This window comes from Erysipelothrix sp. HDW6B (genome assembly GCF_011301115.1).
GTDB lineage: Bacteria > Bacillota_I > Bacilli_A > Erysipelotrichales > Erysipelotrichaceae > Erysipelothrix > Erysipelothrix anatis.
The window spans coordinates 938,514-954,293 of the sequence record NZ_CP049860.1 but is presented as its reverse complement, the minus strand read 5'-3'; the positions used below and the strand labels follow the sequence as shown (position 1 = coordinate 954,293).

General features: G+C 39.2%; 12 protein-coding genes. 5 read left to right on the top strand and 7 right to left on the bottom strand.

What is annotated here, in order from left to right:
• Positions 1-217: 217 nt before the first annotated feature.
• From G7061_RS04785 to G7061_RS04760, 6 genes are all read right to left on the bottom strand, one after another.
• Entirely contained in the window at positions 218-3,286 is a 3,069-nt protein-coding gene (locus G7061_RS04785) for an FtsX-like permease family protein (RefSeq protein WP_166119388.1), read from the bottom strand.
• Positions 3,280-3,981, bottom strand: a complete 702-nt coding sequence (locus G7061_RS04780; protein WP_159638132.1) for an ABC transporter ATP-binding protein — start codon at positions 3,979-3,981, stop codon at positions 3,280-3,282. Before G7061_RS04780 ends, G7061_RS04785 begins: the two co-directional genes overlap by 7 nt.
• A complete protein-coding gene (locus tag G7061_RS04775; RefSeq protein ID WP_166119383.1) occupies positions 3,978-5,300 on the bottom strand; it encodes a CCA tRNA nucleotidyltransferase in 1,323 nt (440 codons plus the stop codon). The genes G7061_RS04780 and G7061_RS04775 overlap by 4 nt, the downstream gene beginning before the upstream one ends.
• 96 nt (positions 5,301-5,396) lie before the next feature.
• Complete coding sequence (locus tag G7061_RS04770) at positions 5,397-6,638, bottom strand: MFS transporter (RefSeq protein ID WP_159638128.1); 1,242 nt, start codon at positions 6,636-6,638, stop codon at positions 5,397-5,399.
• A gap of 146 nt (positions 6,639-6,784) precedes the next feature.
• Positions 6,785-7,183, bottom strand: a complete 399-nt coding sequence (locus G7061_RS04765; protein WP_159638126.1) for an Hsp20/alpha crystallin family protein — start codon at positions 7,181-7,183, stop codon at positions 6,785-6,787.
• A 130-nt stretch (positions 7,184-7,313) separates the two neighbouring features.
• Positions 7,314-7,907, bottom strand: coding sequence for a nitroreductase family protein (locus G7061_RS04760; RefSeq protein WP_159640046.1), 594 nt, complete (start codon positions 7,905-7,907; stop codon positions 7,314-7,316).
• Positions 7,908-8,075: 168 nt separating this feature from the next.
• Here G7061_RS04760 and gpmA point away from each other — a divergent pair, with 168 nt between their 5' ends.
• The 5 genes from gpmA to G7061_RS04735 all read left to right on the top strand — a co-directional run bounded on the left by gpmA (position 8,076) and on the right by G7061_RS04735 (position 14,042).
• Positions 8,076-8,822, top strand: coding sequence for a 2,3-diphosphoglycerate-dependent phosphoglycerate mutase (gene gpmA, locus G7061_RS04755; RefSeq protein ID WP_166083068.1), 747 nt, complete (start codon positions 8,076-8,078; stop codon positions 8,820-8,822).
• Positions 8,823-8,940: 118 nt separating this feature from the next.
• Entirely contained in the window at positions 8,941-10,359 is a 1,419-nt protein-coding gene (gene gndA, locus G7061_RS04750) for an NADP-dependent phosphogluconate dehydrogenase (protein WP_159638120.1), read from the top strand.
• Complete coding sequence (zwf, locus tag G7061_RS04745; RefSeq protein ID WP_236262192.1) at positions 10,334-11,785, top strand: glucose-6-phosphate dehydrogenase; 1,452 nt, start codon at positions 10,334-10,336, stop codon at positions 11,783-11,785. Before gndA ends, zwf begins: the two co-directional genes overlap by 26 nt.
• A 122-nt stretch (positions 11,786-11,907) precedes the next feature.
• Positions 11,908-13,374 carry a DUF1538 domain-containing protein gene (locus G7061_RS04740; RefSeq protein WP_166119378.1) on the top strand — a complete coding sequence of 489 codons (1,467 nt, stop codon included), beginning with the start codon at positions 11,908-11,910 and terminating at the stop codon, positions 13,372-13,374.
• Positions 13,371-14,042: a hypothetical protein gene (locus G7061_RS04735; RefSeq protein ID WP_159640038.1), complete on the top strand. Its 672-nt coding sequence runs from the start codon at positions 13,371-13,373 to the stop codon at positions 14,040-14,042. Before G7061_RS04740 ends, G7061_RS04735 begins: the two co-directional genes overlap by 4 nt.
• Positions 14,043-14,077: 35 nt before the next feature.
• Here the strand turns inward: G7061_RS04735 and G7061_RS04730 are convergent, their stop codons facing one another.
• The gene (locus G7061_RS04730; RefSeq protein ID WP_159640036.1) at positions 14,078-15,730 is read right to left on the bottom strand and encodes a putative manganese-dependent inorganic diphosphatase; all 1,653 of its coding nucleotides are present in this window, start codon (positions 15,728-15,730) and stop codon (positions 14,078-14,080) included.
• Positions 15,731-15,780 lie beyond the last annotated feature (50 nt).

Below are 15,780 nucleotides of genomic sequence, written 5' to 3'. Positions count from 1 at the left end.
AACAAAAAGGATCTGAACGCCTTCTCCACATCAATTTTATGATTTATTATATTTAAAATAAAACACGTAGGACTACAACTGTCCTGGTCACTGTTTTCCACAAACAATCCTCCATTAATATATTCTACTCATAATTTTACACAAATCGGGTCTTTATTGTCAACTAAGTTGGTCTGATTCAAGTCGCTTTCTCGATAAAAAAACTCCCGAAGGAGTTTTAGTTATCAAAGGTCTTAAGCGCTTCGCTCATGTTAACATCATTGGCACGACGTGACATCACAAGATTGGTCACAACCGAGATAATGAATGTGATGAGTGTCGCGATAATAATACTAGACCACTGCAGTTCACGGTTAAACATAATTGCATCCAGTTCTGCCGATAAAACAACATAGCGATGCAGAATAAATCCAAAGATGATTCCACCCATTACACTTATAAACGTTAAGATAATATTCTCACGCATGATATAAGTTGACAATTCTTTAGGATAGAATCCTAGAACTTTTAATGTAGCCAGTTCTTTTTTACGTTCACTCATATTCATAGTAATAAGATTGAGTAGAACTATTAGCTCGAGGGCAAATGCAGCACCAACGATAACATACACAACGATATCAAAGTTACCCATGGACTCTCGGTAAGTTTCTTGCATAACATCCATATATTGCACCGAATAGACATTATCATTGGCGAGAATTTTTTCCGAAAGCATTGTATGATCGGCGTCTGTATTAAAGAGTGTTAAATTGGGATGAATGGTCTTCCCTGTTACCGACTCATACGTTTCGTCACTCATGTAAACATAATGAAGAACATAGTTTTCTGTGATTCCACCCACTGTAAAGGTGTAGTCAATATCATTTTGTTGGAGTGTAAATGGATCCCCAATGCTTAACCCTTCAAGAATTGCTAATTTTTCAGTGATTACAACAGTATCATTCTTTAAAGGAATGGGTTCTTGATTACGTCGTGTTTGCATCGAAACAAATTCTGGTAATTTTTCAAAATCCTCAACTACAAATAATTGGCTATTTGTACCCGCTACATCGACAAACTCAGATGTGACATCTAATGTCGCAGTAAACGAAACATCACCAAAATCGCTCGCACCATCGTGCATAATCATGCCATCATATTTATTAATGGTATCAAACTGTTTGTCGACGATTGAGTAAATTGAATGGCGAATTCCAATCCCAGTGATTAGTAATCCGGCACAGCCACCGATACCAATCAGGGTCATCATAAACCGTGTTTTGTTTCTAAACAGATTCCGCAAGCTTACTTTATAGAGGAAACTTAGACGACTCCATACTGGCGTTACTCGTTCTAAAAGCATCCGATTTCCTGCCTTAGGCATTGGAGGACGCAAGAGATTTGCAGTACCTTCACGACTCACTTTCGCAGCTTTCACAAATGCAATTCCGACACTCGAAATAAAACTTACGAGCAACGGTTGCCATGCATACGACCAGACAATTTCTGGCACAAGCGGTGGTGTTTGATACATAATTCGATACGCATCATAAATAAGTGTTGGAATAAGATAAAAGCCAAAAATAATCCCTAATACCGAACCTATGAACCAACTAAAGAATGCAAAACCAACAAACTTCATTGAGGCATAAATCCAACTATAACCCAAGGCTTTATATACGCCAATTTGTGATCTTGATTCATCAATCATTCGTGAGATGGTACTTAAAGTGACGAGAATTGCGACACCAAAGAAAATCAGTGGAAAAACCTGACCAATTGCTTCAATACGGTCACTATCTTGATAAAATTCATTGTACCCTATGAGGACGTCTTTACGCTCAAGTACAAATTGTTTTCCATTGTTTTTACTTTCAAGTTCAGTGTAGCCATTATCGATTTTACGTTGTGCATCATTGATTGCGGCTGCAACTTCGGTTGTTTTAGTTTCTAAGGATTGGACACCGTGTTCGTAGGTTGCCATTCCTGCATTATATTGTGTAATACCTGCTTGAAGTGTTCCTTGTGAACTTCGAAGTGAATCGATGCCTGCATTTGCTTCCGCAAGTTTCGATTCTAATTCTTGTTTCATTGCGATGGCTTCGGCCTTTTGGGCAAGCAGTTGGTCTTTTTGACTATTCAATTCCACAAGGCTAGCATCAAACTGTACAATGCTTGCTTCAAGAGCAGCTTTTTCCTCATCCGTTAAAGTTGGATTTGCCAGCAATGCAATAGCATCTGCTTTCTTTGTTTCAACTTGGGCAATCCCCGTGTTTAATTCAGCTTCGGTCGCTTCAATCACGCTAAGATTTGCGTCAATTTGTGCAATTCCATCAGTCAATTGTTTTACATCAATATTTACTTTTCCATCAGTAATTCGTACGAGAGCATCAAGCTTGTCTTGAAGAGATCCTGTGACAGTTTGCGTTCCAAGACCTTGCGCCATAGTGTTTAATCCCGCGTTTAAATCAATATAGGCTGCATCAAGAGTTTCTTTCGCTGCGGCTAGGTCTTGTTTTGCTTTATTAATTTCTGTGACAGCCGTTTCGTTTTCTGCATTTAACGTTTCTTGGGCTGCTTCAAGTTCTTCAATGATCGGAGCACTTAGGCGATCAAATCGATTCTTAATTAATGACTGCTCTTGATCAATAACAGCTTGTCGTTGGACACTCACATCTGCTTCAGGATTTAGATTAAACCGTGCGCTTGTAAAAACATCTACCTTTTTATCCAAGTCTTGTGCATAAATAAAGCCTGAGACATTTCCCGAACCGATGGTTGTGGACCCACGTTCAAGATTCATATAAAGATTAGACTGGACATAGCCAACAATCGTCAGATCTGATGCCTCAAAGATATCATTACTCTTAAGTTGAACCTTACCGCCAATTTGGAAGTTGCTGCGTTCCTTAAACATACTATCGACAACAACTTCATTTTTTTGTGTTGGCATACGTCCTTCAATAAGTGTTAAGTCACGCGCAGTGCTATCATTTAGTTCCACAACATGAACGACAGCGTCTCCCTGAGAAATACCGATAAATGCATCCGTATCGTACACTCCCACCGCATTTCCATCAACGATGGCACTCAGCTCATCTAACATTTGTTGGTCAATTCCTAATGTATTGCGGTATTCAAAGTCGAGTGCCTCACTTGTTTCCATATAGCGGTCAGCTGTAGTTCGCATGTCGTATCCTGTAACGCGAATTCCAGCAAAGAAACCAACACCCAATGCAGTAATCGTAACAATTGCGATAAATTGAAACCATTTGGCTTTAATTTCACGCAGTATATCTTTTACCATTTGATATCATCCACATCTTTCACAAACATGTTTTCGCGATCGGATACTACGCGGCCATTTTTAATTTCAATGACACGATCGGCGACTTCTGTAATTGTCTGATTATGCGTAATGATGACGACGGTCATACCGTAAATATCTGAACATTCGCGAAGGACACGCAAGATTTGCTGCCCAGTTTCAGTATCTAAAGCACCTGTTGGCTCATCACACAATAAAAGTTTTGGGTTTTTGGCAATGGCCCGTGCTATCGCAACACGTTGTTGCTCTCCACCACTTAACTGTGCTGGAAAGTTATCTAAGCGAGCTTCCAGCCCTACTTGTTTTAATACATCTTTGGGGTTTTTCGCTTCTTTTCGAATTTGAGTTGCAAGTTCTACGTTTTCCAGTGCTGTGAGATTAGAAATCAAGTTGTATGATTGAAAGACAAAACCAACATCATCACGACGGTATTGGGTCATTTCTCGATCGTTAAGATCGGTGATGGTTTTTCCATCAACGATAACCGTTCCCGATGTCGGTTGATCCATACCTCCAAGAATATTCATGACTGTCGTTTTACCAGCACCCGAAGGTCCCACGACAACAATAAACTTTCCTTGGTCCAAATTAAACGTCACACCATCAGATGCTCTGATTTCGACGTCACCGACTTTGTATACTTTTGTAATATCTTGAATTTCTATATAGCTCATTGTAATTCCTCCATTATGTATGCAGTTAATGCTTCTTTTGTATTTGTGATGGTTTGGTTAATGACGCCATCTAAAAGACGTTCTAGAACAATTTGAGTCTGCGAAAGTGCAACTCCTAACGCTTGAATTTCTAGTGGTGACAACGCTAAATCTCGGACATGGGTCGGGTAATTTTCTTCTTGTATGGTTTGAATGAGTTGTTCGAATTGCGCTGTCTTCTCCAACTGATACGCTGCTTTATCCGATTTAGCTAAATTATCTGCGTGCTTGAGTCGAATTAGATCTTGGGTCCATGCAAGTCCATGAACTCTAATTAATTGTTGCATCTGACTCAATGATATTTCTAAATGCATGCTGTGATACGTTATTAAATCAAGAATATAGTTAATTTGCTTTTTGGGAAGTTGCAATGACTCTAAGATGGGTTGTGCTAGGTGTTTGCTTTCAATGGCATGGCCACGGTAGTGTGCAATCCCTTGATTGTCAATTGTCTGCGTGTTTACTTTACCGATATCATGAAATAATGCCGCATACCGGATTTCTAGTTTTCGGGGTGTTCCTGCGACGACAGTCAATGTGTGGTTAAAGAGATCTCGATTGTGGTAGGGATTCTTTTGGTCAAAATGGATCGTCGCTTCAAGGGGCGCAAATACCTTTCCCAATACCCATGGATTCGCAATCATCGTTGGATAACATCCAACACTTAATAAGAGTCGTGTAATTTCATGACGTAAATTTACACCCTGAACTGACATTAAATGGTCTCGATTCATGTAGGCTGCATTAAACGTTGCAGCATCAACCTGATACTGATGTTCACCCTGGAATCGAAATAAACGTAAAATTCGAATGGGATCTTCTCGAAAGCGGACAATGGGATCACCAATCATTCGTATGCGCCTTGAGGCTAAATCAGCCATGCCACCATGAAAATCAAGAATGCCATTGCTACGATTGTAATAAAGAGCATTAACTGTGAAGTCACGGCGAACGGCATCATCAAGTGGCGTCGTAACGAATTCAAAGGCGTCAGGGTGACGTGTCGTATCATTATAAGTCTCACGTCGCATGGTGGTAATCTCAAAATTGTATGCGCCACGTTCAAATTTAATGCCATATTGGTTCATTTTCACGTTCGTTTCAATTGTTTTGAACAATGGATACAACTGCTCTGGACGGGCATCTGTTGCAATATCGAGATCAGTACTCAGTTGACCTTCAAGGGCATCGCGAACAAATCCCCCGACAATATAAGCTTGGTATCCTTGGTGTTCTAAGTGTTGTAATACGTCTTGAATTTCATCTGAAAGTCTAATCATAGGCCACCTCTTTTGATAAGTATAACAAATTTTTGCAATCGAAACGTGAATCCTAGTTGATAATCTTAACAAAAAAAGAGTTGCCTGAGGCAACTCTTAAACCGCTGTTTCGTTTTCAATCTTCTCTACTTTAGTGAGTAATGCATATCCAATTATAAATAGAACCACCAATAGTAAGACACCATAACGTGAATGTCCGAATACAACCGATGAAATTGCTATGATTAAAGGTCCCATAAAATCGGCAAATTTTCCAAAAATATCAAAGAAGCCAAAGTACTCGTTTGCTTTGTGTTTGGGAATCATTTGTCCAAAGTATGATCGTGATAAAGATTGAATTCCACCTTGGGCCATTCCAATCAAAATCGCTAAGAACCAGAACTGCCATGTATATTTCAAGAAGAAACCAAAGACCGCAATAAACATATACATGAGAATGTAGAATTTGATGACTTTAATTTGTGAGTATCGTTTCGCAAAATTAACTGAGAAAATTGCAAATGGGAATGCTACAAATTGCGTTAATAACAACGCAAGAAGCATTTGGTCCGATGAAATTCCGACTTCGCCACCATACGCTGTCGCCATCGATATAATCGTATAAACTCCATCAATGTAGAAGAAATAAGCTAAAATGTAGAATAAAATACGTGGTGATTGTTTAATATCTACCAGTGTTTTTCGAACGCGACTCACGCTTGAAGTCACAATATTATCTTGTTTTTCTAAATAATGAATTTGCTCAACATTTTTGATGAGAGGAATAGATAATACTAACCACCAAACAATAATGATGACAAATGATAATTGTGTTGCCAGTTGTGTTGAAATTCCAATTTTCTCACCAAAGAAAATAAGCAAGATTCCTGCAATAAATGGAATGGTACTTCCAATATATCCATATGCATACCCTAATGACGAGATATGATCCATCCGCTCATCTGTGGTGATATCAACAAGCATTCCATCATAGAAGATATTACACGCGGAATATCCCAAACGCGCAACAATATAAAGTGCGATAAATACTTGCCAATCTGTCGCAAACGTAAATGCGAAAGCAGAAACAACTGAAATCAGTAATCCAATAACAAACAAACGTTTTTTATAGCCTTTATAATCAGCCATTGCGCCTAAAAATGGTGATAAGCACGCTAATACAAGTAAAGAGATTGATGTCGCAGTTCCCCACCACGCACTGACAATATTGTCAGCTACGCCAGCGGATTCTGCCATCGCCCGAAAGTAAATTGGAAGTGTCGCTGTAATAATAAGTGTAAACGCTGAATTCGCGACATCATAAAGAATCCAAGATCGTTCTTGTTTTGTTAGTTTCATAGTAATCCCCCTTAAGGTTACCGGAATAGTATACCGCCGATTAGTTTGGTAGTCAAAGTAAATCGTCTCTCCCTACTATCTTTATACCACAAACAAAAAAAGCATGATACCTTTTCAGGAACCATGCTTTGTGATTAACAGAATCTTTACTTAATCGTTATTCTGTTAACGATATCTTCTTTATTCTTTTTCGGTAAAATAACTTTTAGAACACCATTTTCATAACTGCCGTCAACTTTGGATTCATCAACGTCTGCAAATCGAATTTGTCGGTGTACACGATCTGTACGACGTGATTTATAGAAATAATCCTTTGTTTCATCTTCAGATTTTACGGTATGGGAAGCTTGAATGGTTAAAACATCACCATTAAACTGGACATCAATATCTTCTTTTTGGAAGCCAGGAATTTCCAAATCCACGATATATTTATCATCTTCTTTATAAATATCGATTCCTGTTCCGTAAGTAACATTATTCGCGATATCATCGCCGAAGAGGCTTTCGAATAATGTACTTGGTCGTTTCGTTACTTCATTTCTCATAATATACCTCCTTGGCACTCTCATGTATAGAGTGCTATTACATAGTTAGTATATCACATCATTTAGCAATGTCAACACAAGAGTGCTAAAATACCATAAAAAGAAAACTCAGTCTCCTGAGTTTTAGGTTTTAGAATACTTTTACTTTGTCGGCAACAGGTGCAAGTTCTTTTGCTTGAGGTGTATCAACTGCTTCACCAAATGGCATTTGAGCTACCAGTTTCCAGTTTGCAGGAAGATCCCACTCTTGTGCAGCAGCAGCGTCAACGATTGGATTGTAGTGTTGTAAGCTAGCACCAAGACCTGCTTCGGTTAATGCTGTCCAAACTGTATATTGGAGCATTCCATTTTCTTGTTGTGCCCAAATTGGGAAGTTATCTGCATATAATGCGAATTGTGATTGTAACCCTTCAACAACGTTTGTATCGTAGAAGTAAAGAATCGTTCCGTTACCTTGTTTGAATGATTCTAATTTAGCAATTGTATTTTCAAATCCTTCTGCGGGAGCAACTTTACGAAGTTCTTCACGTGTTAAATCCCAGAATTTGTCTGATGCGTCATCAAATAATACTACAACTCGTTGTGTTTGTGCATTGAAAGCTGATGGTACAACTTGAACTGCTTCTTCTACAAGTGCACGCACTGCATCGTTTGAAACTGTTGTACTCTTAGCTAGACCGTAACGTGTGCGGCGTTCGTTCATGATTGATAAAATCTTTGACATTTTAATTCCTCCTGTGTCACTATGTTTTACAATCGTCATTATATAGTGGTTAACTATGTTATTCAATACTTTCGCACTATTATTTTATTTTTTTTATACCACCTCACGTGCAAAGATTCACAATTGGGTGTACACTATAATTATCTTATGAGGAGGAATCAATTTATGATGCAATTAGTATTAGTACGACATGGCGAAAGTGAATGGAACCGAAAAAACCTCTTTACTGGGTGGGCTGATGTCGAATTATCTGAAAAAGGCGTTGAAGAAGCAATTCAAGGTGGTAAATTACTGAACGAAGCACAGTTTGATTTTGATATTGTTTATACGTCTTATCTAAAACGTGCCATCCACACAATGGAGTACATCCTTAATGAAATGGATCGCAATTGGTTACCAATCGTTAAAGATTGGCACCTAAATGAGCGTCATTATGGCGCCTTGCAAGGTCTAGATAAAGCCGAAACGGCAGCAAAATATGGTGAAGATCAAGTACTTATCTGGCGCCGTTCATTTGATGTCAAGCCACCCGTTCTTGAAAATGACGACCCACGAGCACCTCGGAATATGGATGCCTATCGTGATGTCAGTGATAAATCGATATTACCACTCCACGAATCATTGAAAGAAACAATCGAGCGAGCTGTTCCCTATTTTGAAACGGTCATCAAACCACAAATGGTTGATGGTAAACGCGTGCTCATTGTTGCTCACGGAAATTCATTACGTGCTCTGGTTAAATATTTTGACAATATGAGTGATGATGCAATTATGGGTGTCAATATCCCTACAGGTGTTCCTTTAGTTTACGAATTTAACGAAGACTTCACTGTCGCGAACTCGTACTATCTTGGTGACCAGGACGCATTAAAAGCAAAAATGGAAGCTGTTGCCAACCAAGGCAAAGCCAAATAATAAAAAATCCGCGCATCAATGCGCGTTTTTTTGTGACTATTTAAGATAAAAGAAAGTTACATGACTAGGCGAATATCGTGTCATGTTGTACAATGATACCAGAACTTGGAGGTAGTTTATGCAAACAAACAATATAGGTGTCATCGGATTAGCCGTAATGGGTTCAAATCTCGCACTGAATATGGCAGATCACGGGTATCAGGTAGCAATTTATAACCGTACATACGCTGTAGGGGAAGCTGTTATTGCCGATAATCCACATGACAATTTACATTTATACAAAACACTTGAAGATTTTGTGGCTTCATTAGAAACCCCACGAAAAATGGTACTTATGGTCAAGGCTGGAATGGCTGTTGATAAAGTGATTGAAGGATTACTTCCTTTATTAGATGAAGGCGATATTATTATGGACGGTGGTAATTCCAACTTCCACGATACAATTCGTCGTACACAAGAAATTGAAGCTCAAGGATTCCGCTATCTAGGTGTTGGAATTTCTGGTGGTGAAGAAGGAGCACGCTTCGGCCCTGCTATCATGCCAGGCGGAAGTGCTGATGCATACCAATATGTCCAAGCCATTCTCGAAGACATTTCAGCGAAATATAAAGGTGAACCATGCGCAACATACATGGGAACTGACGGTGCTGGACACTATGTCAAAATGGTTCACAACGGTATTGAATATGCAGATATGCAATTAATTGCTGAAGCTTATTCAGTGCTGAAACACATTGGTGGTTTCAACAACGACGAGCTCGCCACCATTTTTGATACATGGAATAATGGTGAGTTAGAAAGTTTCTTAATCGAAATTACAGCTCAAATATTCAAAGAAATTGATCCCAAAACTGGTAAGCATCTTGTCGATGTCATTACAGATACAGCCGCTCAAAAAGGAACTGGTAAATGGACTGCTGAAGAGGCGCTCACAACAGGAACTGATGCTTCCTTATTAGCATCCGCAGTTTTCGCACGCTTCATGTCGAGCCAAAAAGATGCACGTATTCATGCAGCATCCATTCTAAACTTTGATGCTCCACGTGTTACCATTGAGGACAAAGATGCATTTATCGAATCCGTACGTCAAGCATTATATGCAAGCAAGATTATTGCTTATGCACAAGGATTTGATCTCTTGAAGAATGCTTCAGTTGAGTATAACTGGGACTTAGACTTTGGAGCAATTGCACGTACTTTCCGCGAAGGTTGCATTATCCGCGCCGCATTCTTAAACCGCATCAGTGATGCATATATCACAGATTCAAGCTTAGCAAATCTGATGATTGATGCATCCTTTAAAGAAAATCTCATGGACTACCAACAATCTTTGCGTGATGTCATCGCATCCGCAATCCAACAAGGAATTAGTATGCCTGCTTTCACCAGTGCAATTAGCTACTTTGACGCTTACCGCACCGGACGCGGTAATGCAAATCTAATTCAGGCACAACGTGACCTCTTTGGCGCACATACTTTCGAGCGTCTTGACGAACCTGGACATTTCCATCATGAATGGAATCAAAAAAATGCATAAGGACAATCACATTGTCACTATCTTTGGCGGTACGGGGGACCTTACGTATCGTAAGCTCCTCCCTGCTTTCTACAATCTGAAGTGCACGGATAACTTTCCGGACCACTTACATATTGTCGTAATTGGTCGTCAACCGCTAACCTCTGAATCATACCGTGACCTTGCGCGCCCATGGCTCCAAGAACATAGTCGCATTCATGTGAGTGATGACCACCTCGATGCATTTTTAAATCATGTCACCTATTTTGAAATGACCTTTACCGAAGATGAAGGTTACGAACGTCTGTTCACACGGTTCCAAGATATCGATGCCAACGCAAAAAAACTCTACTATTTTGCAGTCGCCCCTTCTTTTTTCGAGATAATTGCTCAGAAACTTGAGAAACACAACCTCGCCAAAGATAGTAAAATTATCATCGAAAAACCGTTTGGTAATGATTTAAAATCTGCAGAATCCATCAATCACACACTTTCCAATATATTTGATGAAGATCATATCTATCGCATTGATCATTATGTTGCGAAAGAAATGGTACAAAACATCTTCACCATTCGCTTTGCAAATGAAATCTTCAAAAATATCTGGAATGCTGATAATATCGCGAATATCCAGATTTCTGCAAATGAGCTTGTCGGTGTCGAAAATCGTGGAAACTATTATGACCACACTGGTGCACTCAAAGATATGTTCCAAAATCATTTACTTCAAATTTTATCAATTGTAACGATGGATAAACCTGAAACAATGGATGCAACATCAATTCATGAAGCACAAGAAGCGATTCTCGATAACTTATACATTGAAAATATGGATCAAGACGTCATCTTTGGTCAATATACACAAAATCAAGAATCCATGAGCTATCGTGATGAAGATAAAGTGGATGAGCATTCACGTACTGAAACATTTGTTGCGTTGAAACTTGGTATTCGAACACCGAGATGGCGCAACACCCCAATCTATGTTCGAACTGGTAAAAGGATGCATAAACGCATAACCGAAGTAGTCGTTGAATTTAAGCAACAAGATCATGCACCGGCAAACGTCTTGATTATCAAAATTCAACCGGAAGAAGGTATCTACCTACGCTTCAACATCAAGAAACCTGGCCAATCCCATGAAACACAATCTGTGTTAATGGACTTCTGCCAATCATGCGACTATGAAAACCGTATGAATACGCCTGAAGCCTATGAACGCCTTCTCAATGCAGCTCTTGAAGACGACCACAGTCTCTTCGCTAGCTTTAATCAAGTCAAACGTAGTTGGGCCTTTGTTGAAGACATAATTCGACACCATCAAGGAGATGAACCGGAAACTTATCCAGCGTTTACCAATGGTCCGCAGGGATCACACGATCTCTTAGCACGTGATGGATTCACATGGATTGAAGAAGAAATTCGCAATGATGCCTATGACCTTTAAATCTACTCTCGGGTAGATTTTTTGTTTAATTTCGAAAATAAGTTATACTTAACATAGTGCAGCTTTATTAAAAAGCGTCAAACACAAATATTTTACTGTATGAATAGAGAAAGGATGATTTTTTGGACATACTTTTAGATAAATTTAAAGAAGTTGCTGGGTCCGTGTTGCCAATTGTTGCGATCGTACTCCTTCTTCATTTCACCATTGCACCACTTGCATTAGATGTACTCATTCGCTTTATAATCGGATCCATCTTTGTAATCATCGGATTGGGTATCTTCCTATTCGGAGCTGAAATTGGAATTACCCCCATTGGTTCATTACTTGGAAAGACCATTGCGAAAACAAATAAAACGATTGTAGTTATTGTTTTAGGCTTTATCCTTGGGTTTTTAATAACAGTCGCTGAACCGGATCTTGCTATCTTAGCCAATCAAATTTTTAGCGCTTCAGGGGGTGCTTTAGCTCCAAGTTTTATTATTACGATTGTTTCAATTGGAGTTGGAATTATGGTTGTAGTAGGACTTTTGAGAATCCTCTTCAATGGATCCTTAAATCGCTTTTTCATCGGTTTTTATGGATTGTTATTTGTTTTGGCATTTTTTGTCTCCGAAGAATTTCTCGCTATTTCAGTGGATGCTTCCGGAGCAACTACAGGTGCCATGACAACACCATTCATCCTAGCACTGGGATATGGTGTCTCTCAGCTTAAAGGTGGTAAAACAGCTGAAGAAGACAGTTTTGGACTTGTTGGGCTTGCTTCAATCGGACCTATATTAATGATTATGTTGATGAGCATCATCCTTAACTTTACGGAAATTCAAGGTGATGCGGTTGCTGTAATTCCGACTGTCGGAATCCTTAAACCATTTTTAATAATGCTTCCGCATGAATTTCAAGCAGTCACAATAACGTTAATTCCATTAACAATCGTCTATCTTTTATTCAATCATTTTGGGTTTAAATTAAAACGCCGGCGCCATCATCAAATACTACGAGGACTTGCCTATACACTTGTCGGATTGACCTTATTTTTAACTGGGGTTAATGCAGGGTTTATGGAAGTGGGGCGTATCATGGGTGAGACACTCGCACGTGACGTATCTGGACTCGTACTTGTTCTAGTTGGGTTTGGTATAGGAACCGTTGTTGTTTTAGCAGAGCCCGCTGTATATGTTCTCACCGAGCAAATTGAAGATGTTACAGCTGGTGGGATTCCGAAAAAAATTATACTGATTACACTTTCCATTGCGATTGCTCTAGCTGTCAGTCTTTCAATGATCCGAATTCTGATTCCTTCAATTAAGCTTTGGCACTTCTTACTCCCAGGATTTGGTCTTGCGCTCTATCTTTCGCGTAAGGTACCACCTATTTTTGTTGGGGTCGGATTTGATGCCGGAGGCGTAGCTTCAGGTCCCATGACTGCCACATTCGTACTTGCTTTTGCTCAAGGTGTCGCCACTGTCATCCCTACTGCGAATGTTATGGTTGATGGCTTTGGTATTATTGCAATGATTGCTATGATGCCAATTGTTGCTGTACAAATCTTAGGTGTTATTTACAAGAAAAAGAGGTCTCAATCATGATCGATACACAATTCGCACATTTAAAACTTATCATCGGTGTTGTTAATGTACATCAAGCGTCACGCTTTTTGGATTACACAGACCCTAACCTACATCTTGGTTCATTGATTATTCCAGGGCATACCGTAATTCATGATATGTTGATGAATTGGTTTGGCTTTGAAGATCAACGAAAAGAACTTGCGCTATTGATTGCTGAATCGTCATATGAAGAAGCAATTTATGAAAATATAAAGAAACGGTGGAAGAAACGTCTGAATGGGACAATTACCACAATTAGTTTAGATATTGATTATGGAATGACACCGACAACCTTATACAACTGTCGCCAAGAAGGAGGAACCGATATGGGTTATGAAATAATAGTTACAATCGTTGATCACGGTAAAGCAGATACAGTCATTGATGCTTCAAAAGAAATTAGTAGTGTTGGTGCTACCGTGATTCATGCTCGAGGACGTGCAAATCCAAACGATCCGAAACTTTTTGGTATAAATATTGAACCTGAAAAAGATATGGTATTAATCCTTGCACCTAAGGATCAAACATTAGCCATTATGGAAAAAATCCGTGAATCATTGGATATTGAATCACCGAATAAAGGAATCATATTTACCCTTGATGCAAGTCGGGTTATGGGCTTAAACGATTACAATACATCAAAATAAAAAAAGGGAGACTGCATGAAGCAATCTCCTTTTCTTTACATTTTCTTCTGAACTGAACGTGCAATCGCTGTCGACAGCCTTGGTATGATCTGGTTCTTACGTGACACAACGTCAGGTAGGAATGAGCGATCGTCCGATTCTGATTGTGGGAAGGCATCCAGAACCGAAGATTTCAATGAACCCGCTGAAACAATAATCGATCCATTATCTTCGATACTTGTGAAGACAACGACAAGTAAGTCTAAGCCATGTTTATTGACATACTCTTCCATTGATTCTTCAAAAGTTTCGTGGATGGCATCGAGTTCGGTGAAGTGATAAATAACCACTTGCGATACCATAACTTCTTTTCCTGAGATGTGAAATGTCTTGATATCTTGATTAATGATGTCTTCATACGGTTTGTTTCGTAATGATGACGTGACTTCATACATCTCTTGCGAGAATGAGTAGCGATCCAATCCTGATATTGCCTCAAGTTGGTGTGCTATGCGAAAATCTTGCTTCGTTGTTGTTGGCGACTTAAGATTTAAAGTATCGGAAATCAATGCCGCTAATAAAATAGATGCAATATTACGTGGAATGTTGACACCATTTTCATGGTACATTTTTGTAATAATTGATGCGGTAGAACCGATAATTTCGTTGCGGAAATAAATGGGTTTAACCGTATTTAAATCTCCAATACGGTGATGGTCAATGACTTCAAGAATTTCAGCCTCTTCCACCCCTTCAACACTTTGGGAATATTCATTATGGTCTACCAAAATCAATCGTTTACTTGGGCTGTTGAGAATGTGGTAGCGTGCGACAAATCCGAAAATACGGTTATCATCATCAACAACTGGGTAGGATCTGAATCGCGTTTTAAGCATCTGTGACTCTACATCGTCTACAAATTCGTTCTTATTAAAGTAGAGTAAATTGGTTGTCATGATTTCACGAACACTTGGCGAAAAAATAAGATAACGTGACGTATTCATTGAACCATGGGACGATAAAATAATGGCACAACCGAATTCAATTGCATGTTGTAAGACTTCATCACTAATTTCTTCCGTCCAGACAGCAACAATACATGCTGCACCTTTATTGATTGCTTCAAGCTGGGCTTCTGAATCATTCCCTAAAATGACCAAACGGTCTTTGAGATTATAGTTTTCTAACTTTGATGATGCTAACGCAACGATGCTAGTTTTTCCATTGAAACGGAATTCTTTAGGTTTATAGACTAGTGTTCCATCGATTGCATTTACAATATTCTCTACGGGTGTTCGTTTCAAGAGTTCAATAGAGTGCGCCGTATCACCCATGGCAATGTGTGCCAAATTTGATGATGTAACAACCCCAACCAGATTATGGCGGTCATCAACGACAGCAAGCGTTTGACGCTTTTCTTGAAGAATGTCCATCGCATCCTTGATCGATGTATCCAAATGAATTTCAGTTGCCTCATCCAACTCAATTTCATCCAAAGTTGCACGTGCATCTTTTAATAAGATTGGTGCCTCAAAACCGAACTTATCAAGAATGTACTCTGTTTCTTCGCTTAACTTCCCCAAACGACACGCTATGGCAGGAATCCCTTGTTCGTTTTTCAAATGTGCATAAGCGATCGCTGATACAATTGAATCCGTGTCGGGATTACGGTGGCCATGGATATAAATGTAATCCTTTTCGTTTTTCATATATTACCCCTTTATAAAGTTATATCTGCATATAGTGTACCATAAACCAT

Coding starts and splice junctions, on each gene's coding strand:
- G7061_RS04785 (WP_166119388.1), bottom strand. CDS start 3,286: ATGGTAAAAGATATACTGCGTGAAATTAAAGCCAAATGGTTTCAATTT.
- G7061_RS04780 (WP_159638132.1), bottom strand. CDS start 3,981: ATGAGCTATATAGAAATTCAAGATATTACAAAAGTATACAAAGTCGGT.
- G7061_RS04775 (WP_166119383.1), bottom strand. CDS start 5,300: ATGATTAGACTTTCAGATGAAATTCAAGACGTATTACAACACTTAGAA.
- G7061_RS04770 (WP_159638128.1), bottom strand. CDS start 6,638: ATGAAACTAACAAAACAAGAACGATCTTGGATTCTTTATGATGTCGCG.
- G7061_RS04765 (WP_159638126.1), bottom strand. CDS start 7,183: ATGAGAAATGAAGTAACGAAACGACCAAGTACATTATTCGAAAGCCTC.
- G7061_RS04760 (WP_159640046.1), bottom strand. CDS start 7,907: ATGTCAAAGATTTTATCAATCATGAACGAACGCCGCACACGTTACGGT.
- gpmA (WP_166083068.1), top strand. CDS start 8,076: ATGCAATTAGTATTAGTACGACATGGCGAAAGTGAATGGAACCGAAAA.
- gndA (WP_159638120.1), top strand. CDS start 8,941: ATGCAAACAAACAATATAGGTGTCATCGGATTAGCCGTAATGGGTTCA.
- zwf (WP_236262192.1), top strand. CDS start 10,334: ATGAATGGAATCAAAAAAATGCATAAGGACAATCACATTGTCACTATC.
- G7061_RS04735 (WP_159640038.1), top strand. CDS start 13,371: ATGATCGATACACAATTCGCACATTTAAAACTTATCATCGGTGTTGTT.
- G7061_RS04730 (WP_159640036.1), bottom strand. CDS start 15,730: ATGAAAAACGAAAAGGATTACATTTATATCCATGGCCACCGTAATCCC.